The organism is Streptomyces melanosporofaciens, from assembly GCF_900105695.1.
GTDB lineage: Bacteria > Actinomycetota > Actinomycetes > Streptomycetales > Streptomycetaceae > Streptomyces > Streptomyces antimycoticus.
This window is the reverse complement of record NZ_FNST01000002.1, coordinates 9,293,269-9,313,200: the sequence shown is the minus strand read 5'-3', so window position 1 is coordinate 9,313,200 and position 19,932 is coordinate 9,293,269. Positions and strand designations below refer to the sequence as shown.

Below are 19,932 nucleotides of genomic sequence, written 5' to 3'. Positions count from 1 at the left end.
GCCGGTCACCAGGATGGAGCCATCGGGAGCAACGGCTCATACGGCGCTCCTATCGCGTCCCTATCACTGGAGTTGACCATGCAGAGCACCAGACGCACGCTGCTGGCCGCGGCGCTTGTCCTGGGCGTCGCGGCGGGTCCGGCGGCGCCGCCGGCCCTCGCGGCCACCTCGTCCGCGGCGGACCGAACGCGGTCCGGGATTCCGGCGCTGGAAGCCGCCATCGCGGGTCTGCCGACACGGGACGCGACGGCCGCGCTGGTACGGGTCGGAGGCTCCGAGGGCGTCTGGAGAGGCAGTTCGGGTGTGCACGACCTGAGGACCAACCGGCCGGCCGATCCGGCGGGCCGCTTCCGCGCCGGTTCCGTGACCAAGGTCTTCACGGCCGCGGTCGCCCTGCAGCTGGCCACCGAGGGCACGCTCGACCTGGACCGCAGCGCCCGTTCGTATCTGCCGGAGCTGATCCCGGCGTCGTACGGGAAGGTCACCGTCCGGCAGTTGCTCAATCACACGCACGGCATCCCGGCCCCTGACTTCCCCGGGGACACGGTCGAGGAGTGGTACGCCGACCGCTTCCGGATCCATGACCCGAGGACATGGTCCGCTCGGCGACCTCGAAGAACCGCGAGTTCCGGCCCGGCGAGAAGCAGCACTATCTGAACATCGGCTACACCATCGCCGCTCTGATCGTCGAGCGGGTCTCGGGTGACGCGTACGAACACCAGGTGGCCCGCCGGATCCTGAAGCCGCTGGGGCTGCGCGACACCTATCTTCCGGGGGTCGATCCGCGCATCCTCGGCCCGCACAACCACGGCTACCAGACGATGCGGCTGGACGACGGCACGACCGGTCTGCGCGATGTGTCGGTGTGGGGGGCGACGGACGGCTGGGCGGCGGGTGACATCATCTCGACCACGGCGGACCTGGAGCGGTTCACCAAGGCCCTGTTCCAGGGACACGTGGTGCGCGGCCCGCTGCTGCGCGAGATGTTCACCCTGCCGAAGGTGGCGGACTGGGGAACTGGCGACCCCGCCGCGTACGCGGTCGGCCTCTCGATGAAGAAGCTGGGCGGCCGTGAGGTGTGGGGCAAGACGGGCGGCCGCTGGGGCTACAACACCGGCATCGCCTCCACCCGCGACGGCTCGCGCACCCTCGTCTACAGCGTCAACTCCACGGACGCCAAAGGCCAGGGGATGAACGAGGTGGCGCGGAACATCATGGTGGCCGCCTACGGCAGCCCCTGAGCACTCGGGCGGGCAACCGCCGAGCGCTCAGGGGAATGCGCCGGGTGGCACCCGTGGCGGCGGTGGCACCAGTCCGACCGCCGCCCGGGTCCAGTCCGTCCCGCGCGCCTCAGTCGGCCTTGAGGGCCGTGAGGACGTTCAGCCGGGCCGCGCGGCGGGCGGGCCAGAGTCCCGCCACCACGCCGACGAGTGCGGCGCCCGCGAGGGCCATGGCGATGCGGCCCCAGGGGATGACCATCTCGTACCCCTGGATGCTGTCGGAGGCGAGCCTGCCCGCGGCCCAGCCGAGGAAGATGCCCGCGCCGATGCCCAGAAGGGCCCCGAACAGCGAGATGAGGACGGACTCCAGGTGGATCATCCGCTTGGTCTGCTCGGGCTGGAGCCCCACCGCGCGCAGCATCCCGATCTCACGGGTGCGCTCGAACACGGACATCGCGAGGGTGTTGACGACTCCCAGGACGGCGATCACCACTGCCATGGCCAGCAGCCCGTACAGGACGTTGAGGAGCAGGGTGATGGTCTCGCCGCCGGCGGACTCGGCCAGGTCGTCGGTGTTCCGCAGCTGGATGAGGGGGTTCTGGTCGAGGGCGCGCTGGAGGGACCGACGTACCGTTTCGCCGTCGCCGTCCTTGGTGTGCACCAGGACCGAGGTGTCCTCGATCTCCTTCAGATGGGGCTGGAGGGTGGCCAGCGGCATCATGGTGGCCGGGAGGAATTCGTCGTCGCGGTAGATGCCGCCGATCCGCAGGGTGCCCCGGCTCCCGTCGCCGTAGACCACCGGCACCCGCTGTCCCATGGTCCATCCGTGGATGTCGGCGGTGGAGGTGTCGATCAGCAGGTTCCTGCCGCCGTTCGCGCCCAGTGCCTCGAGCGACCCCGAGGCGAAGCTCGGGTCGAGGAGGTCGCCGATGCTCCGGGGGTCCACACCGGTCAGGTTCACCTCGTCGCCGCTGCTCCGGACGGCGCTCTGGCGCTGTGGGCTGGAGGAGGTCACGGCCGTGGACTTCGCCAGGGTCTCATGGACCGACGCGGGCAGGTGGCCGCTGCTCCTCGACGAGATCTCGAAGTCGGCCGTGACGGTGTTCTCCGCCCGCTGGTGCAGCGATGTCGTGGCGGACACCGCGACCACCGTGAGGCCGGTGACCATGGACAGCCCGATCATCAGGGCCGAGGCCGTGGAGGCGGTGCGCCGGGGGTTGCGCCGGGCGTTGCGCGGGGCCAGCGTGCCCGGGACACCGAAGCGGCGCAGGAGGGGCCCGGCCAGGGTGATGGCCGGGCCGGAGAGCGCCGGGGTCACCACGATGATGCCGATGAGCAGCAGAACGGCCGGCAAGAGGACGGTGGTGCGGCCCTGCTCGCCGCTGGACGCCGTGTACAGCACGCCGAGCACACCGATCACGATCAGGGCGACACCGATGGCGTTGCGCCTGCGGAGGCCGCGGACCGGCGGGGGCGTGTGGAGCGCGGACATGGCGGCCACGGGAGGCACGGCGGCGGCGCGGCGGGCGGGCAGATAGGCGGCGAGCATGGTGACGACGACGCCCACCAGGAACGAGATCAGTACGGTGCCCGGGGCGATGACCAGCGGCCCGTCGGGGAAACCGGATCCGGTGGACGCGAACAGTTGCCGGAGGCCCATGGCCACGCCGATGCCGAGGAGGAACCCGGCGGCCCCTGCGCACAGCCCCAGCAGGGCGGCCTCGATGAGGACGGAGCGGGTCACCTGGCGGCGGTCGGCACCGACGGCCCGCATCAGGGCCATCTCCTGCGAACGCTGGGTGACCAGCATGGTGAAGGTGTTGCCGATGACGAAGATGCCGACGAACAGGGCGATGGCCGCGAAGACGAGCAGCACCTGGCCGAGCCCGTCCGCCCCCTCGGCGGCCTCGGCCTGCTGCTGCGCGCGCAGTTGGGCCCCCGTGCTGATCTCGGAGTCATCGGGCAGCAGATCGCGCGCCTCGGCCGCGAGCCGCTCCTCGGAGGTGCCGCGCTCGGCCTCGAGGGAAACTCCGTCGTACTGGCCGGGCTTCAGCAACAGCTTCTGCGCGGTGGCGTCGTCGAAGAACACCGAGGTGCCGCCGGAGCCGGAGGTGTCGTCGGTGCGGACGATGCCGACGAGTTTCTTGTGCAGCACCGGCCCGTCGACGGCCAGCCGGACGGTGTCGCCGACCTGGTAGCCGCCCTGGTCGGCGGTGCTGGTGTCCATCAGCACCTCGTCGGGCCCGGTGGGAGGGCGTCCGGCGGTCAGCGGGTGGCGGTTGTCCTTGCCGTCGGCCTGGGGGAAGTAGTTGCCCGCCGTGGTCACGTCGTCCTCGCCGAGGGGGTGGCCATCCTTCGCGGCCACGGCGGCGAACCCTTCGACGGAGCCGGTCACGGACGCCACGCCGGGCAGCCGCCGCAGACGCCGCAGGGTGTCCTCCCCCACCGTTCCGGGCTCGCCGGCCTTCTCGTCGAACGGCGGTGTGGCCTGCACCGAGACATTGCGCAGGGTGGTGAGGTAGCGCTCCTTGTAGGCGTTGCCGACGGTGTCGGTGAAGACGAGGGTGCCCACGACGAAGGCGACGCCGAGCAGAACAGCGAGCATGGTCATCAGCAGGCGGGCTTTGTGCGCGAGGACGTTGCGCAAGGCGGTGCGGAACACGGACGGCCTTCCGGGAGGGTGCCGGGTGGGGGGTGCTCGGGGAGCGGGACGCGCGTCAGGCGCGGGGCGTCTGGGTCAGGCGCGACGCGCGGACGTCAGGCGTGGCGCGTGGGCGTCAGGCGTGGCGCGTGGGCGTCAGGCGCGGTGAGCGGACGTCAGACCTGGTGCGCCGGCGTCAGGCGGCCCATGCGCTCCAGGACGGCCTCGGCGGTGGGCGCGTGGAGTTCGTCGACGATGCGCCCGTCGGCGAGGAAGACGACACGGTCCGCGTAGGAGGCGGCGGCGGGGTCGTGGGTGACCATGACGACGGTCTGACCCAGCGCGCTCGTGGAACCGCGCAGGAACTCGAGGATCTCGGCGCCACTACGGGAGTCCAGGTTGCCCGTGGGCTCGTCGGCGAAGACGATGTCGGGCCGCCCCGCCAGCGCGCGGGCGACGGCGACGCGCTGCTGCTGGCCGCCGGAGAGCTGGCCGGGCCGGTGGTCGAGCCGGTCGGCCAGGCCGACGGTCTGGATGATGCTCTCCAGCCAGGCCCGCTCCGGCTTACGGCCCGCGATGTCCATGGGGAGGGTGATGTTCTCCACGGCGCTCAGAGTGGGCAGCAGGTTGAACGCCTGGAAGACGAAGCCGATGCGGTCGCGGCGCAGCCGGGTGAGCTGACGGTCGTTCAGGGAGCCGATCTCCGTGTCGCCGAGGCGGACCGACCCGAAGGACAGCGAGTCGAGACCGGCCATGCAGTGCATCAGGGTGGACTTCCCCGATCCGGAGGGACCCATGATCGCGGTGAACTGGCTCCGGACGAAGCCGACCGTGACCCCGTCGAGGGCCACCACACGGGTATCCCCCGTGCCGTAGACCTTGGTCAGGTCGGTGGCGTGGGCCGCGTAGCTCTCCGGGGCGGAAGGGGGCAGGTTTGCGTGCATGCCGATCCTCGGTGGACGCTCGATGGATTGCCCCTCGTGGCCGAGGGTGCCGCCGCTGATGGCGACGTCCATGAGCCTCCCGCTCGGCCGCCCTCGTGCGGATCCCCCGAACATCCGGCACCGCATCCACCGATCGGGGGAGATCGCCGCGGGACCGCCCTTCCGGCCGGACCGCGATGACGGCGGGACGGCGATGACGGCGGGACGGCGGGACGGCGATGACGGCGGGACGCTTTTACGGCGGGACCACTCTTACGGCGGGACCGCTATTCGGCACGCCCCGTACGGAACGCCCAGGCCGCGACCTCGACCCTGTTGCGCAGGCCCAGCTTCGCCTGGACCGACCCCAGATGGGTCTTGACCGTGCTGGGCGCGATGTACAGCTCGGCGGCGATCTCCGGGTTGGTCAGTCCGCGGGCGATGCCCTGGATGACCTCCTCCTCGCGGTCGGTCAGCGGATCGGCCGGCTCGGATGCGCCGCGCCGCCGTGCCTTGGTGAAGTGCTGCAGCAGACGGAGGGTGATCTGCGGGGCGACCATGGCGTCCCCGCGGACGGCCGCCCGGACGGCCTCGGTCAGCAGCGCCGGACCGGCGTCCTTGAGGAGGAAGCCCGACGCTCCGTTCGACAGCGCCGTATACACATATTCGTCGATGTCGAAGGTGGTGACCACGACCACTTTCGGCGCTCCGAGATGACCGCCGCCGGCCAGTCGGCGGGTGACCTCCAGACCGTCGGGCGGGGGCATCCGGATGTCCACGAGACACACGTCCGGCCGGGTCTCACGGGCCAGTGACAGGGCCGAGGCCCCGTCGGCGGCCTCGGCCACCACCTCCATACCGGACTCGGCCGACAGCACCATGCGGAACCCGGCCCGCACCAGATGCTGATCGTCCGCGACCAGGATGCGTATGGTCATGCCGTCCTGCCCTCCCGTAGCCGCAACCCGGATCGTACGGCGTGCGGCCCGCGTGCACGGGCGTTCCGTGACGCCTCGTCGGGGTGCAGTGGTACGGAGGCGTGGACACGCCACCCACCCTCGGGGCGGTGCCCCGCCTCGAAGGCGCCGCCGAGCAGCTCGATCCGCTCCCGCATGCCCATGATGCCGAAGCCGCCGCCGAGCCGGCCGAGGCTGCCGCGGTGTCCGGACGGGGAGCCTTGTCCGTCGTCCTCGACGACCAGTTCGGCGTGGCGCGCCGCGACCCGGGCGGACACATCCACCGACCGCGCCCCGCGCGCATAGCGCTGGGCATTGGTCAGGGCTTCCTGCAGGACGCGACTCAGCCCGCCGGTGACCTCCGCGGGGACGTCCTCCGGCAGGTCGCGGCCGAGGTCCAGCCGGATCGGCAGCCCTGTCGCCCGTGCCTCGTCGACGATGCGGGTGAGAACCTCGCCGAGGTTCTCCGGATGCCGCGGGGTCTCGTCACCGCGCATCGAACCGACCAGACGCCGCATCGATGTCAGCGCCTCGCCGCCCGCGTGCTCGACGGCCTCGAGCATCTCGTTCAGCATCCGCGGGTCGGGGGTGCCCCGGCCGGTGACATGGCGCACGGCCTGGAGCTGCACCACGATCGCGGTCACCTGATGGGCCACGGTGTCGTGCAGGTCCCGGGCCAGCGCCAGCCGTTCCTCCTGGCGCACCAGCTGTCCGGTGCGTTCCTGCTGGGCGTCGTAGAGGCGCAGCACCAGGCCGCAGACGAAGGCCAGGGCCAGCACCAGCAGGGTGTTGTCGGAGAAGTCACCGGGATTCGAGTCCCGCAGCACCGGGACGGAGTACACGCTGACGCTCACCGCCGCCATGGCCACCAGGGCCCACCGGGGCGTGCAGCGGCGCACCGCAACGGCGAGGAGGAACAGCAGGCCCAGGAGTTCGCTGCCGCTGCTCTCGCTGGTCACCATGTTCACCGGCAGCAGGTGATAGGCCACGGTGGCCACGAAGGTGCCGGCGCAGGCCACCAGTACGGCCCGTGGGACCCACCGGACATCGCGCACCACGGCCAGCACGGCCATCGCCCCGGCCAGGGCTCCGGAGCAGACCGGCACCCAGTCCCCGACGAAGGACTCCGTGTCGAAGGTCGGGTTGAAGACGATACGTTCCCGCATGTCCTCATAGACGGAGAAGAGGAACAACAGCGCCAGCGCCAAGATCAGGATCCGCCCCGGCCAACGTCGGTAACCGGCGCGCCGGCCGGTGGACACAGCTATTCGCACCCGCGCCACCCTACGCACCTACGGCGGCGACTGCCGCCCGTCTCCCGCGCGCGGGTCGGTGGGCATGGGTGCGGGCCGGGCGTCGCGCACCCGCTCCGGTGTCCAGTACGAGGGGTCCGGCGGATCGGCCCGGTGGGTCCGTGGGGTGTCCGGGGCGGGGGGATCGCCGGTGTCCTGGCCCCGGGCGGTGACGGCGAGGGCCGCGACGATGCCGGTTGCCGCGATCGCCGCGGTGAGGAGGGCTGCAGTGAGCGGGCGCATGGCGTTCTCTCCCGATGCCGGAGGCCGGGACCCCTGGATGCGGGGCCCCGGCCGAGTGCGGTGTGGTGCTCAGCCGTTGGCGGTGTTGTCGTAGATCGTCTGGATCTTGTTGTCGAAGTAGGGGCTGTCGATATAGGCGGGCGGATCGGTCCGGGTGCTGGTGACCCCGATCTCGGTCCCCAGGCCCGTGGTCTCGTTGTAGTCCCGCAGCCAGGGGCCGCCGCTGGCGCCCTCGACCATGGTGCACCCGTTCTGCACCCGGGAGCCGTCCTGCCAGGTGCCGATGTTCTGGCACACGTAGGGCACCTCGCCGTCGTAGCCGAAGGCGGCCGGGTAGCCCCAGACGGTCACGGTGTTGACGTACCCGTAGTTGTAGCCGAGCCCCATACCGCCGACGGTGTTGACCAGCTTGCTGGTGCCGTTGTCCCAGACGTTGGCCACGCCGATGTCGTAGTTCAGGTCACTGCTGTTGATCCAGCCGTTGAACGAGGTGAGCGTCTTGGCGGACCAGGTTCCGTACGGCCGGGAGCCGTTGTAATAGGCGGGAACGAACACCCAGTTGGTCGCCCAGGTGCCGCCGGCGCCACCGTGGACACAGTGCCCGGCGGTGAACACCATGTTCTTCGTGGGATTGTTGACCGCCGCGGCGGAGCAGGCGTAGTCGCCGCCGTTGGTCGGGTTGTGGAAGAAGACCTTCCCCTGCACGATCGAGGTCGCGATACGGATTCCGCGGGCCTTCTTCGACGTGGTCGCCTTCTGCGGTTTGGCGAGCTGAGAGGGTTTGGCCGCCGCGTCGACGGCCGCCTTCCGCGACGCCTTGGCGTCGGCGGGCGTGTCGGCCTCGACGGCTCTGCGCATGCGCTGCGGGGTCCAGTAATTCTCGGCGGACTCAGCGGATGAGCGGGATGCCGCACTCTTGTGTGTGGACACCGCGGTGTCCGCGGTACGTGTGACGGCGCTGTTCGAGTCGGCGGACGCGGCCGCCGGAATCGTCAGAGCGAATGCGAAAACCACTCCGCTCGCCGCTAAAACGACCTTGCGTATCTGCACCAGTCCCCCCAAATTGTGATCGGGACAGGGAGCGGATGCCCCCGGAGAAATCCCGGCCGCACCGTATCGCGCGCTGAAGCGCGCACGCCAAGGGCCTAGGGGGTGGCCAGAACGGTATCCGGCCAGGCATTACAGCCCGGGCCGGTACGGAAAATCGCTTCCCGGCTCCTGGGCTGCCCTCCCCGGCAAAAGCGGAATGGGTCATGTACCGCATTGAACGAGAAATTCCGACGCGTCGACGCGCGTCAACGCACAACACGTCCCACCACCGCCTCTGTGGCGACGGCCGCCCCACTCCCACAGTGTCCGGAATCCGCATTCGCATTCATCCGGCTGAATTCATGGAGGGGGCATTCATATATGCACAGCAGCCCCGCACAGCGCCATATGCACCGCCTACCGCAGCGGATACGGGAGCACGACGGACCGCCCGCCACCCCACCTCGTCCACGACCCGCCCGGCGCACCACGGGGTTCCGCCGAGGAATCGTCACCGCAGGGAAGTTGGCCTGACGCGATCACTTCGTTAGCCTCCCGGCAGCCCCGCAGATCCACCGCTCCCGAGGAAGACAATGCAGTGACGAACCCCCAGGACGACCAGGACACGCAGGCCCCGCACCCCACATCGGACGCACCGCCCCCGGGCTGCCCCGCCCACGCCGCACGGCTGTACGGGCCGGATTTCCGGCGCCGGCCGGCCGAGACCTACCAGCGGATACGGCACGAGAGCGGACAGGTCGCCCCCGTCCTGCTCGAAGGCGACATCGACGCCTGGTTCGTCCTCGGCTACCGCGAGACGCGCCAGGTGCTGTCCGACGTCGAGACCTTCGGCCGGGACCCGCGCCGCTGGAACGGCTGGGACAGCGTGCCGCCGGACTGGCCACTCCTGCCATGGGTGGCGTACAGCCCGATGATGACCTTCACGGAGGGCGAGGAGCACCGGCAGCGCGCGACGGCCGTCGGCGAGGCCCTCGCCACGATCGACCCCTTCGTGCTGCGCGGGCACTGCGAGCGCTTCGCCGACCAGCTGATCGACAAGTTCGCCGCGAGCGGCAAGGCGGACCTGGTGTACGACTACATCTACTCGGTGCCCACCCTCGCCACGGCCGAGCTGTTCGGCCTGTCCGACGAGGAGGCCGGGCTGGAGGCCCTGGCGGGAGGGCTGACCGTCTCGTTCCTCTCCAACGAGGAAGCCATCGCCGGCCAGCAGCACGTCGCCGCGTACGTGGCGGAGCTGGTGAAGGCCAAGCGCGACGCGCCGGGCCCCGACCTGACCTCGCAGTTCATCCTGAACACCCCGGACCTCACCGAGGAGCAGCAGACCGCCGACCTGATGGTGCTGATGGCGGCCGCGCTGCCGCTCACCTCGTACTGGATCGGCAACACCCTGCGGCTGATGCTCACCGACGAGCGCTTCGCCATGACCCTCTCGGGCAACCGCCGCAGCATCGGCGAGGCCATGAACGAGGTGCTGTGGGCGGACTCCCCGCTGCAGAACCTCATCGGGCGGTACGCCACCCGCGACACCGCCCTCGGGGGCCGGCGCATCCGCACCGGCGACCTCGTCGTCCTCGGTCTGGCCGCCGCCAACGCCGATCCGCTGCTGTGGCCCGACACCCCCGTCGGCCACGGCGGGAACCACGCGCATGTCAGCTTCAGCGGCGGTGACTACGGCTGCCCGGCGGGCGGTCCCGAGACGGCCAGGATCATCGCGGAGACGGCGATCGAGGTGCTGCTGGACCGCGTTCCGGACCTGACGCTGGCGGTCGCGCCCGAGGAGCTGAGGTGGGTGGACTCCTTCTGGTACCGCTGCCTGGAATCGCTGCCCGTCACGTTCAGCCCCACGGCGGTCAACGCGGGTTAGCAGCCGGGACTACCCCCGGCGCCGGGCGGCGCCGGGGGGCCGTGCGTGTCCGGTGGCGTCAGTGGCCGGGCGGCTGCTGGAGCATGGCGAGGGTCAGGACGTTGCCGCCGATGCCCCAGCCGCCGTCGGTGACCTCCTCGACCACGACCAGGGTGTTGGCGCGGGCGCGCTCGCCGTAGATCTCGACGTACAGCTCGGTGGTACGGGTGACGATCTCCCGCTTCTGCTTCTCGTCGAGGGATCCGGCGGGGACCTTGAAGTTCGCGAAGGGCATGGTCGTTCTCTCTCCTGGCGGGGAAGGGGTGGAAAGCGGTCGTGCGGGGCGCCGCGGCGGTCAGACGATGCCGCCGTTGGCGCGGATGACCTGGCCGTTGACCCAGTGGCCGGCCGGGGAGGCGAGGAAGGCGACGACCTCGGCGATGTCGGCGGGGGTGCCGAGGCGCTCCAGCGGGGGCTGGGCCGCCATCCGGGCGATGGTCTCCTCGTCCTTGCCCTCGAGGAAGAGGTCGGTGGCGGTGGGGCCGGGGGCGACGGTGTTGGCGGTGACGTCCCGGCCACGCAGCTCGCGCGCCAGGATCATCGTGAGTGCCTCGGTCGCTCCCTTGCTGGCGCTGTAGGCGCCGTAGGTGGGGAGGGCCAGGCCCACGATGGACGTGGAGAAGGTGATGAGCGCCCCGCCGCCGCGGATCCTGCGGGCGGCCTGCTGGGCGACGACGAAGGTTCCGCGGATGTTGGTGCGGTGCAGTGCGTCCAGCTCCGCCAGGTCCAGCTCGGCGATGGGGGCCAGGTACATCCGGCCGGCCGCGTGGACGACGACGTCGACCCCGCCGTACTCGGACTCCGCGGTGTCGAAGAGCGCGGCCACCTGCTGCTCGTCGGCCACATCGGCACGGACGGCGACGGCCCGGCCACCGGCGGCGGTGATGTCCTGGGCGGCGGCTTCGGCCGGCTCCCGGTGGCCCGCGTATCCGACCACGACGGCGTATCCGTCGGTGGCCAGCCGCTTCACCGCCTCGTGGCCGATACCGCGGGAGCCGCCGGTGACGATGGCGACGCGGGGCCGGTCGGTGGGGTGCTGGGGTGCGGTTGCCTGGGGTGACATGGAGACTCCTGGAACGGGGTGCAGGCGAGCGGATGCCACATGGTGTGGCCGTGGCCCGGAGCGTCGGCGGTGTCGCCGTCGACGCTCCGTCGATGTCTCCACTGTGGGCCCGGGTCTCCGGGTCAGCCAGGGCTGTCCCCACCCAGGGGTTGTCAGCCCCTGGCTCGGCCCACCGGCACAAGCGACCATGGGGGGCGTGAACCATTCCGAATTCGCCGCGTTCCTCAAGTCCAGGCGCGACCGCGTCCGCCCGGCCGACGTCGGCCTGCCCACCGGGCCGCGGCGCCGGGTGCCCGGGTTGCGCCGCGAGGAGGTCGCCCAGCTGGCCGGGTTGTCCGCGGACTACTACACCGAGCTGGAGCGCGGACGCGGCGCTCAGCCCTCGGCCCAGGTGCTGACCGCCCTCGCCCGGGCGCTGCGGCTGAACGGCGACGAGCGCGATCATCTGTTCCACCTCGCCGATCGCCCCGTTCCCCCGGTGACGCACGGCCCGGCCGCGCAGGTCCAGCCGGCCCTGCTCGGCCTGCTGGACCGGCTGGCCACCACCCCCGCCCAGGTCATCACCGACCTGCACCAGACCCTGGTGCAGAACGAGCTGGCCGCCGCGCTGCTCGGCCGTCCCCCGGCGGTCCGCGGGCCCGCGGCGAGCTTCGTCCACCGCTGGTTCACCGATCCGGACGCCCGTGCGGTCTACCCGCCCGAGGACCACCCCCATCACTCCCGGGTCTTCGTCGCCGATCTGCAGGCCGTCGCGGCCCGGCGTGGCGGCGACACCGAGGTGCGGCGGATGGTGGCCGCGCTGCGACGCCACAGCGAGGAGTTCGCCACCCTCTGGGACACCCACGACGTCGCCCTCCGGCGGACCGACCACAAGCGCATCGTCCACCCCGCACTGGGCGTCATCGAGCTGGATTGCCACTCCCTGTTCAGCGAGGACGGCCGTCAGCGCCTGCTGTGGTTCAGCGCCCCGCCCGGCACCGAGGGCGCCGCCCAGCTGGAACTTCTCTCGGTCATCGGCACACAGGACATGACGGCCGACGAGAACAGCACATCACCGTAGATCCCCTGTCGTACGGCGCCGGGGCGGCGGTCTCCGGGGCCGGGCACGGCGCTCTGATCGCGCCAACGTGGTGACGTTCGGGGTGCGGAGCGAGCACACCGCCCATCGTTGGGAACCCCTGTCGCAGTACGAGCGGGCTTCACCCGTGCCGGGGCACGGCACCGGGCGGGCCCGCCGGTCTCCGACGCACACAAGGATCCCGTATGACTGGACCAGCCCCTCTTCTGACCCTGAACAACGGCGTGCGGATGCCCACTCTGGGCCTCGGCGTCTACCAGAGCCCGCCCGACGAGACCATCCCAGCGGTGACGACCGCGATCGAGAACGGCTATCGCCTCATCGACACCGCGGCCGCCTACGGCAACGAGAAGGAGGTCGGTGCGGGCATCGCCCGCTCGGGCATCGGCCGTGAGGACATCTTCGTCATCACGAAGGTGTGGATGACCGACTACGGCTACGAGGCCACCCTCCGCGCCTTCGACACCAGCCTCACCAAGCTGGGCCTGGACCATCTCGACCTGTATCTGCTGCACTGGCCGGCCCCGTCCGCGTTCGACACCACGGTGGCCTCGTACAAGGCGGCCGAGAAGCTGCTGGCCGACGGTCGGGTGCGGGCCATCGGCGTGTGCAACCACACGCCCGCACACCTGACCGATCTCATGGCGCGCACCGACGTCGTGCCCGCGGTGAACCAGGTCGAGCTGCATCCGTTCTTCAGCCAGCCCGAGCTGCGCGCCTTCGATGTCCGCCAGGGCATCCGCACCCAGTCCTGGTCGCCCATCGGCGGCGTGAACCGCTACGGGGGCGAGAGCCCGGACAAGGTCAGGGACCCACTCCAGGAACCCACCATCACCGGCCTGGCCGAGAAATACGGCAAGTCCCCGGCCCAGATCATCCTCCGCTGGCAGGTCGAACACGACCTGTGCGCGATCCCGAAGTCCGTCAAACCACATCGCATCGCGGAGAACATCGCGATCTTCGACTTCTCCCTCACCCCCCACGAGGTGGCCGCCATCGACGCGCTCGACACCGGAGCGCGCGGCGGTCCCGACCCCGACCATGTCGGGCCCGACACGTTCTCCTGAGACACCGCGTCTCGGGAGACACCGCTTCTCCCGAGAGACCGCGTATCCCGAGACACCGCGCGGGGCGGCTACCGGGCCGCCCCACACAGCTCGCGGACACCTCCCCCGGGCCGAGTCAGGTTTCCAGGTCGTCGGCGAAGTGCCGGAAGCCGTGGCGATCCTGGTGCAGGGTCCACAGCGTGTCCGCCAGCACGGCCGGGTCCTTCTTGTCGTGCCCGGGAACGATCGCGCCCGGGATGATCAGCTGCGCCACGTGGATGCCGTCGCCGGCGAGGGTGTCGTGCAGCAGCCGGCCGTACGCGCTCTCGGCGGCGAAGGCGATGGAAGTGCCCGCGCGCTCCGGGTGCGCCACCACGGCGGTGCCTCCGTTGACGAAGAGCACCGTGCCGCGGCCCAGGGCGCGCATACCGGGGAGCACCTGCCGTACGGCGGTGACGGGGCCGTATACGGAGAACTCCAGCGGGCCCGCGAGGTCGTCGGCGGTGGTGTCCAGGACCGGCAGCATGAATTCCCGCTGCGGCACCGGGCTGTACTGCAGGACCTCGATCGGCCCCAGGGCCGTGGCCGCGGCTTCCAGGGCGGCGGCTAGGGCCTTCGGATCGCGTACGTCGGCGGCGAAGCCGCGCGCCGTCACGCCCTCGCCGGTGAGGCCGGCGGCCAGGGCGTCGAGCCGGCCCTGGTCGCGGGAGACGAGGGCGGTGGCGTAGCCCTCACGGCCGAAGCGGCGCGCGACGGCGGCGCCGAGACCGGGGCCGGCTCCGATGATGGCAAGGGTGGTCATGGGGTCTCCGGGTGCTCGGGCGCCTCAGGGGCCGGGGTGTCGCGGTGGCGGGGTGGGGTGAAGGCGGTTGGCGGTGGCCGGCTCGCCCGCCGTCACCGGGGCAGGAGCCTCAGCGTGGTGGCGCGCGCCGGGTCCGCGACCATGGGCTCGACGTAGGTGCCTCTGTAGCGGCTGTACTTGGAGCGGTACGCGTCGTCGAGCCGGTCGTTGACACCGGGGTCGCCCTCCTCGATCAAGGTGACGTCCCGGTCCACGCCGCCGGAGCGGATGTGGCCCTCGTGGCTCCCATGGGCAGTGCGCCACCAGGCGCCGTCGGTGCCACGGTAGGAGCGGACGTAGAGGTCGTCGCCGTCACGGACGACCCAGATCGGCACCGCCGTACGCGGTGTGCCGTCGCCCCGCAGCGGCGCCATTTCCAGCTCGTCCGTCGTCGCGATCCGGTTGAGTTCGTCGCTCGTCCATGTCGTCATCGTCTGCCTCCTTCACGAGTAACCGACAGGGGAGAATTCCATCTCGGGAGGAAAGCAACCAGGGAGAGGACCTTCCCCCTGGGCGGCCGGCGAACGATGCCCCACCGACCAGTATGCCGAGCGGGAGGTCACCCGGCGAGGGCGGCGAACGCCTCGTCCAGGAGGGCGGTGAGGTCGGCGCGGCCGTCGGAGGCCGTCCAGTGGTCGAGGGCGATGTTCAGGCAGCCCAGAGCGGCGGCGGCCTTCGCCGACAGGGCCAGGGGCGTGGGACGGGGAGCGTCCCCGTGCCGCTCGGCGAGGGCCCGGGCCAGCATGGGCCGCCAGCCGTGCTGCTTCTCCAGCAGCCGGGCGCACAGGGCGGGGGTGTTCCGGACCAGGCGGGTCGTCGCGAGGGCGCTGACCGGGTCCCGGCGGTGGTACGCGATGACGACGTCCAGTGCGCGCCGCAGGGCCGTCCAGTCGTCCTCATCGGCGGGCCTGGCCCGCAGGGCGTCGGCGGCCTGCTCGCCGTAGGCGTCGAAGGCGCTGAGGACGGCCTCTTCCTTACTGCCGACGTAGCGCAGGAAGGTGCTGCGCGAGACACCGGCGGCCGCGGCCAGGTCGTTGATGGTGACCTGCTCGAAGCCCTTGTTCCGGAACAGGCCGGACGCCACCTCGGCCAGCTCGGCCCGGATGGCCGCTCGCGCGATGTCTCTCGTGCTCGTACGCGCCGCTCCGTTCACCCCGCGATCCTACCGCCGAGCTGAACCACGATCGCAGTGATGAGATCCGAACCCTGTTGTGACACCGAGTTCCATGCTAGGAATGCTGCTTCACGACGATCCTTCGGTTCCAGACCTCGGTGAGCGGGAGAGCGGCATGCGGGGACTTCAGGACAAGAGGATCGTCGTCGCGGGCGGCGCCACCGGGATCGGCGCCGCCACGGCCGAGCGGCTCGCCGAGGAGGGCGCCTCGGTCGTCGTCGGCGACATCAACCTCGTGGGCGCGAAGGCCACCTCCCAGCGCATCGGCGAGGCCGGCGGCACCGCGGTCGCCGTCGCGTTCGACCTCGCCGACGAGGAGTCGATCGGTGCGCTGGTCGACCGGGCCACCGCCGAGTTCGGCGGGATCGACGGGCTCTACAACGTCGGCGCCGACCTCTCGGACGACCACCTGGGCCGGGACACCGACCTGCTGGAGATGGACCCGGCGGTGTGGCGGCGCACCCACGAGGTGAACCTGCTCGGCTACGCCCTCACCTGCCGTGCGGTCATCCCGCGGCTGCTGGCCCAGGGCGGCGGCGTCATCGTCAACACCTCCTCCGGTGCGGCCTGGGGAGGGGAGCCCCGGCGTCCCGCGTATGCCGCCTCCAAGGCCGGGATCAACGCACTGACCCGCCATATCGCCTCCCGCTGGGGCAAGGAGGGCATCCGCTGCAACGCCGTGGCGCCCGGGCTGGTCATGGGCGACACCCAGAAGCAGCGGGACGACCAGCGGCTGCAGGCCATGGCGCTGAAGATCGCCCGCAGCCCGCGGCTGGGCGAGCCCGCGGACGTGGCCGGCACCGTGGCCTTTCTCCTCTCGGACGACGCCGAGTGGGTCAACGGCCAGGTGTGGTCGGTCTGTGGCGGCATGAGCCTGCGCGACTGAGACTCCGCCGGCTCACACCATCGGCCCACGACCTGGCCGGTCACCGCTTTCCGTACTCCTTTGTCACCCGGCGTTCGGACGCCGTTGGGCGGCAATCCCGCCGCCGTCCTCGGCCTCGACATCGCTCAGCGGCCCACCGGGATCCCGGCCCGGGAATGGCATTCGGAGAGGAGTAGTCTCCTGCGCAGCGGCTCGTACGGTTCGTTCGCCCTGCACGCATACGAGGAGAGACCGGTTGTCGACGTTTGTCGTGTTCGACCTCGAGTTCACCTCATGGTCGGGATCGCTCGAGCAGGATTGGTCGGAGCCGGGGCAGCTTCGCGAAATCGTCCAGATCGGCGCGTTGCGCATCAGCACCGGCAATTCCGCTGACGACCACTGCGTTGTCGAGGAATACGAGGCGCTGGTCAGGCCGGTGGTCAATCCGCGGCTGTCCCCGTTCTTCACCGGCCTCACGGGCATCGACCAGGAAACCGTGGACCGCGGGGGGGTCGCCCCCGCCGAGGCGCTCAGTGACTTCCTGGCGTTCTGCCGGGGGCAGTCCGTACTCTCCTACGGCAACGACATGGTCGTCCTCGGGGAGAACGTGGGGTGGGCCCGGGCGCGCGGGGAGGAGATCAAGAACGGCTTTCTCACCGCCGGCTTCCTGAATATCCGCCCATGGCTGAATACCATCGCCCCGATCACGGCATCGGCCAACTCCGGTCGGCTATGGGAAGCGCTCGGCCTGCCCAAACCCGTGGCGGGCAGGGAGCATTCAGCGCTCTTCGACTGTTATTCGATCGCCGCGGCGATCAGACACCTCTGCGCCGGTGGGGCCGTCCTGCCCGAGGGCTGCCGCTAGCGATGGGGCGAATCGGCCATCGCGAGCGTGTCGTCCGACGCGCCGTCGGCGAGTGGCACGATGGCCCAAAGATCTTGGTCGGCGGCGCTCCTGCGCGTCGTCCGGTAGGTAGGAAAGGAACCCCCTTATGACCGCAGTGCGCGGAACAGCCGTCGACATCCCCACCCGGGACGGCATCGCCGATGCCTATCTGGTCCATCCCGACGACACCGACCGCCACCCGGCCGTTCTGCTGTACATGGACGCCTTCGGCCTCCGGCCCCACCTGCGGGCGATGGCCGACCGTCTGGCCGCGGCCGGTTACACCGTGCTGGTGCCCAACGTGTTCTACCGCCACGGACGTGCTCCCGTGGTGGAGTTGCCCGACTTCCTCGACCCGGCGGCGCGTCCGGCGATCTTCGAGCACATCGCCCCGATCGCGCAGGAGCTCACTCCCGAGCGCGCGATGAGCGACGCCGGCATCTATCTCGACTGGCTGGCCTCCTGCCCGCAGGCCACCGACGGGCCCGTGGGCCTCACCGGCTACTGCTTGGGCGCCGGGCTGGCCCTGCGGACCGCCGGAGCGCACCCCGATCGCGTCGCCGCGGCGGCCGGTTTCCACGGTGCCCACTTGGCCACGGAGACGCCGGACAGCCCGCACACGGTGGCCGGGCAGGTCACCGCCGAGCTGTACTTCGGACACGCGGACCAGGACCACGCCCTTCCGCCCGAGCAGATCGAGCGCCTGGACAAGGCCCTCGACGAGGCCGGTGTCCGTCACCGCACCGAGGTCTACACGGGCGCTCAGCACGGCTACACCCAGGCCGACACCTCCGCCTACAACGCCGAGGCCGCCGAACGCCACTGGGAGGCCCTGCTCGACCTCTTCGGCCGCACCCTCTGACCGCGGCTGGTGTCCAGCCGCCCCGGGCTGGTCACCACCCTGCGGCGACCGGCCTAGAGCTGCCGCAGATGGTCCCGCAGGGTGCGGGCCACCTGCGCCATGAGGGCGTCGGCTCCGGGCTGGGTGCTCGCGGGCACGAGTGACTCGGTGAGCACGGCGATGGCGAACGCCTGGCCGTCGGAGTGCTCGACGATGCCGACCTCATGGCGGAGGTTGAGGAGGGTGCCGGTCTTGGAGGACCAGGTGGTGGCGTCGGAGCTGAAGTCCGGGGCGAGCCGGTGCCGCAGCACGTTGTGGGTCATGAGGTCGCGTACGTGCAGCGCCACGTCGGGGTGGATTCTCGACGGTGTCCACAGTGCCTGGAGCAGGTCCACCCAGGCGCGTGCGCTGCCGGTGTTGGCGCGGGTGGTGTCGAGTTGCGGCACCCGGTGGCCGCGGCCGCTGGTGCCGGCGTCGATGGCCAGCGCGTGGGCGAGATGCACCTGCTCGGCGTCGAAGCGCTCCACGGGGGTTTCGGTCAGTTCGCGCATGCCGTGCCGGACGGTGATGCCACGCAGCCCGAGTTCCTGGAGGATCTCGGCGACCTGGGCGGGCGGGGTGAGGTCGAACAGCGCGTCGGCCGCCGTTCCATCACTCACACATGTGCTCAGATAGAGCAGATCCTCGATCGCGATCCGGGCGGGGTGGCGGAACCGGCTCAGCCCGGTGGGACCGGGCGTGGTGATCCGCCCCGGGGGTACGTCGAGCAGCGTCGCTGCGTCGAGTTCGCCGCGCCGGATGCGCTCCGCCGTCGCCAGCGCGAGCGGGACCTTGACCAGGGAGGCGGATGGCAGCTGGGTGTCCGGGTGGATCCCCAGCTCGTCCCCGGTGTGGAGATCCCGTACGAGCAGGCAGCCGTGCAGTCCGCCGTCGCGCAACTGCTCGCGCAGATCGCGCAGCAGTGTCTCGGTGCTCACGCTTTTGTTCCTTCCTCGGTGTCCGCCCGGGTGTCCGCGCCGAGGCAGCGGGCGATGGCGCCGCCCAGGCGCCCTTCGATGGGCTGCGGATTGCCGTCCGCGGCGGCGGCGAGAGCGAACCCCCGGCCGAGCGTGATCTCGCCGATGGGCCGCCACTTCAGGGCGAGTTCCGCGGCCTGCGCGGGAGAGCACAGCAACAGGTCGCGGGTGCACAGGACTTCGGCGGCCGCGGCCGTCAGGTCGGTGGCGGCCACGAGCTGGGCGGGCCGCAGACCGACCGCGTCGCGCAGCCGGGTCAGCGGGTCGCGGATATGCGGCACATCGTCCTCCGGCTGGATCCAGATTCGGCGGGCCGGGCCCGGAGCGGCCCGGCCGACCCGCAGCGTTTCGAGATAGACCCGCCGCACACCGGGATCCTGGACTCCGGCGAGCCCGAGCGGCACGGACCAGGTGGCCTCGTCAGCGGGCACCGCGAGCAGGGCGGCCCGCACCTGCTGCGCGTGGATGAGCTCCAGGCGCTGCGCCGGCGCCGCCACGCGGAGGTCGAGCGTGATGCCGTGCCCGCGTGCCTCGGCGACGAGGCGGGCCAGACCGGCCGTTGAGCAGATGCCGGGCACCGCGAGCCGCCACGGCTTGCGCTTGGCGGCCTCGGCCTCGTGCAGCAGCACATCGGCCGCCTGTACGAGCTGTCTGGCCACCGGCAGCATCTCCCGCCCGAAGGGGGTGAGTACGGCCCGCCGTGAGGTGCGTTCGAAGAGCTGCTCACCGAAGCGCTCCTCCAGAGCGGCCACGCGACGGCTGGCCACCGACTGGGACATCCGGGCAGCGGCCGCCCCGACGGTGAAGCTCCCACGCTCGCTCACGCTGACGAACGCGCGGCACGCTCCCACCAGATCCACATCCGCACTCTATGCCAGATCAGCATGAAGAAGC

General features: G+C 71.2%; 19 protein-coding genes and 1 pseudogene. 7 read left to right on the top strand and 13 right to left on the bottom strand.

The window, feature by feature from the left end:
- Positions 1–78: 78 nt before the first annotated feature.
- A pseudogene (locus BLV72_RS42605) lies at positions 79–1,241 on the top strand (serine hydrolase domain-containing protein).
- 109 nt (positions 1,242–1,350) lie between these two features.
- Here BLV72_RS42605 and BLV72_RS42600 read toward each other — a convergent pair.
- The 6 genes from BLV72_RS42600 to BLV72_RS42575 all read right to left on the bottom strand — a co-directional run bounded on the left by BLV72_RS42600 (position 1,351) and on the right by BLV72_RS42575 (position 8,133).
- Positions 1,351–3,882, bottom strand: coding sequence for an ABC transporter permease (locus BLV72_RS42600; protein ID WP_093469211.1), 2,532 nt, complete (start codon positions 3,880–3,882; stop codon positions 1,351–1,353).
- Between the two features lie 155 nt (positions 3,883–4,037).
- Positions 4,038–4,805 (bottom strand): ABC transporter ATP-binding protein, encoded by a 768-nt coding sequence (locus BLV72_RS42595; protein ID WP_093470852.1) that lies wholly within the window; start codon positions 4,803–4,805, stop codon positions 4,038–4,040.
- Between the two features lie 266 nt (positions 4,806–5,071).
- Positions 5,072–5,722, bottom strand: a complete 651-nt coding sequence (locus BLV72_RS42590; RefSeq protein ID WP_093469209.1) for a response regulator — start codon at positions 5,720–5,722, stop codon at positions 5,072–5,074.
- The gene (locus BLV72_RS42585; protein ID WP_143059861.1) at positions 5,719–7,014 is read right to left on the bottom strand and encodes a sensor histidine kinase; all 1,296 of its coding nucleotides are present in this window, start codon (positions 7,012–7,014) and stop codon (positions 5,719–5,721) included. The genes BLV72_RS42590 and BLV72_RS42585 overlap by 4 nt, the downstream gene beginning before the upstream one ends.
- A gap of 18 nt (positions 7,015–7,032) precedes the next feature.
- Positions 7,033–7,275: a hypothetical protein gene (locus BLV72_RS42580; RefSeq protein WP_093469206.1), complete on the bottom strand. Its 243-nt coding sequence runs from the start codon at positions 7,273–7,275 to the stop codon at positions 7,033–7,035.
- A gap of 69 nt (positions 7,276–7,344) precedes the next feature.
- Complete coding sequence (locus BLV72_RS42575; protein WP_143059860.1) at positions 7,345–8,133, bottom strand: trypsin-like serine peptidase; 789 nt, start codon at positions 8,131–8,133, stop codon at positions 7,345–7,347.
- Positions 8,134–8,902: 769 nt separating this feature from the next.
- On the opposite strand from BLV72_RS42575, the gene BLV72_RS42570 reads away from it, so the two are divergent.
- On the top strand, positions 8,903–10,189 hold the full coding sequence (locus tag BLV72_RS42570) for a cytochrome P450 (protein WP_093469203.1): 1,287 nt from the start codon (positions 8,903–8,905) through the stop codon (positions 10,187–10,189).
- 58 nt (positions 10,190–10,247) lie between these two features.
- Here the strand turns inward: BLV72_RS42570 and BLV72_RS42565 are convergent, their stop codons facing one another.
- Both BLV72_RS42565 and BLV72_RS42560 read right to left on the bottom strand, forming a co-directional pair.
- Positions 10,248–10,463: a tautomerase family protein gene (locus BLV72_RS42565; protein WP_093469201.1), complete on the bottom strand. Its 216-nt coding sequence runs from the start codon at positions 10,461–10,463 to the stop codon at positions 10,248–10,250.
- A 60-nt stretch (positions 10,464–10,523) separates the two neighbouring features.
- Positions 10,524–11,291: an SDR family oxidoreductase gene (locus BLV72_RS42560; protein WP_093469200.1), complete on the bottom strand. Its 768-nt coding sequence runs from the start codon at positions 11,289–11,291 to the stop codon at positions 10,524–10,526.
- Positions 11,292–11,487: 196 nt separating this feature from the next.
- Here BLV72_RS42560 and BLV72_RS42555 point away from each other — a divergent pair, with 196 nt between their 5' ends.
- Together BLV72_RS42555 and BLV72_RS42550 are read left to right on the top strand one after the other, a co-directional pair.
- Complete coding sequence (locus BLV72_RS42555; RefSeq protein ID WP_093469198.1) at positions 11,488–12,351, top strand: helix-turn-helix transcriptional regulator; 864 nt, start codon at positions 11,488–11,490, stop codon at positions 12,349–12,351.
- A 203-nt stretch (positions 12,352–12,554) separates the two neighbouring features.
- A complete protein-coding gene (locus tag BLV72_RS42550; RefSeq protein WP_093469197.1) occupies positions 12,555–13,436 on the top strand; it encodes an aldo/keto reductase in 882 nt (293 codons plus the stop codon).
- A gap of 115 nt (positions 13,437–13,551) precedes the next feature.
- Here BLV72_RS42550 and BLV72_RS42545 read toward each other — a convergent pair whose 3' ends face one another.
- The 3 genes from BLV72_RS42545 to BLV72_RS42535 all read right to left on the bottom strand — a co-directional run bounded on the left by BLV72_RS42545 (position 13,552) and on the right by BLV72_RS42535 (position 15,409).
- Positions 13,552–14,217 (bottom strand): SDR family NAD(P)-dependent oxidoreductase, encoded by a 666-nt coding sequence (locus tag BLV72_RS42545; protein ID WP_093469195.1) that lies wholly within the window; start codon positions 14,215–14,217, stop codon positions 13,552–13,554.
- Positions 14,218–14,309: 92 nt separating this feature from the next.
- Positions 14,310–14,687: a DUF2255 family protein gene (locus tag BLV72_RS42540; protein WP_093469194.1), complete on the bottom strand. Its 378-nt coding sequence runs from the start codon at positions 14,685–14,687 to the stop codon at positions 14,310–14,312.
- Positions 14,688–14,815: 128 nt separating this feature from the next.
- Positions 14,816–15,409 carry a TetR/AcrR family transcriptional regulator gene (locus BLV72_RS42535; RefSeq protein ID WP_167746522.1) on the bottom strand — a complete coding sequence of 198 codons (594 nt, stop codon included), beginning with the start codon at positions 15,407–15,409 and terminating at the stop codon, positions 14,816–14,818.
- 136 nt (positions 15,410–15,545) lie between these two features.
- Here BLV72_RS42535 and BLV72_RS42530 point away from each other — a divergent pair, with 136 nt between their 5' ends.
- The 3 genes from BLV72_RS42530 to BLV72_RS42520 all read left to right on the top strand — a co-directional run bounded on the left by BLV72_RS42530 (position 15,546) and on the right by BLV72_RS42520 (position 18,043).
- The gene (locus tag BLV72_RS42530) at positions 15,546–16,316 is read left to right on the top strand and encodes an SDR family NAD(P)-dependent oxidoreductase (RefSeq protein WP_093469192.1); all 771 of its coding nucleotides are present in this window, start codon (positions 15,546–15,548) and stop codon (positions 16,314–16,316) included.
- Positions 16,317–16,551: 235 nt separating this feature from the next.
- Positions 16,552–17,160 carry a 3'-5' exonuclease gene (locus tag BLV72_RS42525; RefSeq protein WP_093469191.1) on the top strand — a complete coding sequence of 203 codons (609 nt, stop codon included), beginning with the start codon at positions 16,552–16,554 and terminating at the stop codon, positions 17,158–17,160.
- Positions 17,161–17,287: 127 nt separating this feature from the next.
- Positions 17,288–18,043, top strand: a complete 756-nt coding sequence (locus tag BLV72_RS42520) for a dienelactone hydrolase family protein (protein ID WP_093469189.1) — start codon at positions 17,288–17,290, stop codon at positions 18,041–18,043.
- 53 nt (positions 18,044–18,096) lie between these two features.
- On the opposite strand, the gene BLV72_RS42515 is transcribed toward BLV72_RS42520, so the two are convergent.
- Both BLV72_RS42515 and BLV72_RS42510 read right to left on the bottom strand, forming a co-directional pair.
- Positions 18,097–18,999: a serine hydrolase gene (locus BLV72_RS42515; RefSeq protein WP_093469188.1), complete on the bottom strand. Its 903-nt coding sequence runs from the start codon at positions 18,997–18,999 to the stop codon at positions 18,097–18,099.
- Entirely contained in the window at positions 18,996–19,898 is a 903-nt protein-coding gene (locus BLV72_RS42510; RefSeq protein WP_093469186.1) for a LysR family transcriptional regulator, read from the bottom strand. Before BLV72_RS42510 ends, BLV72_RS42515 begins: the two co-directional genes overlap by 4 nt.
- Positions 19,899–19,932 lie beyond the last annotated feature (34 nt).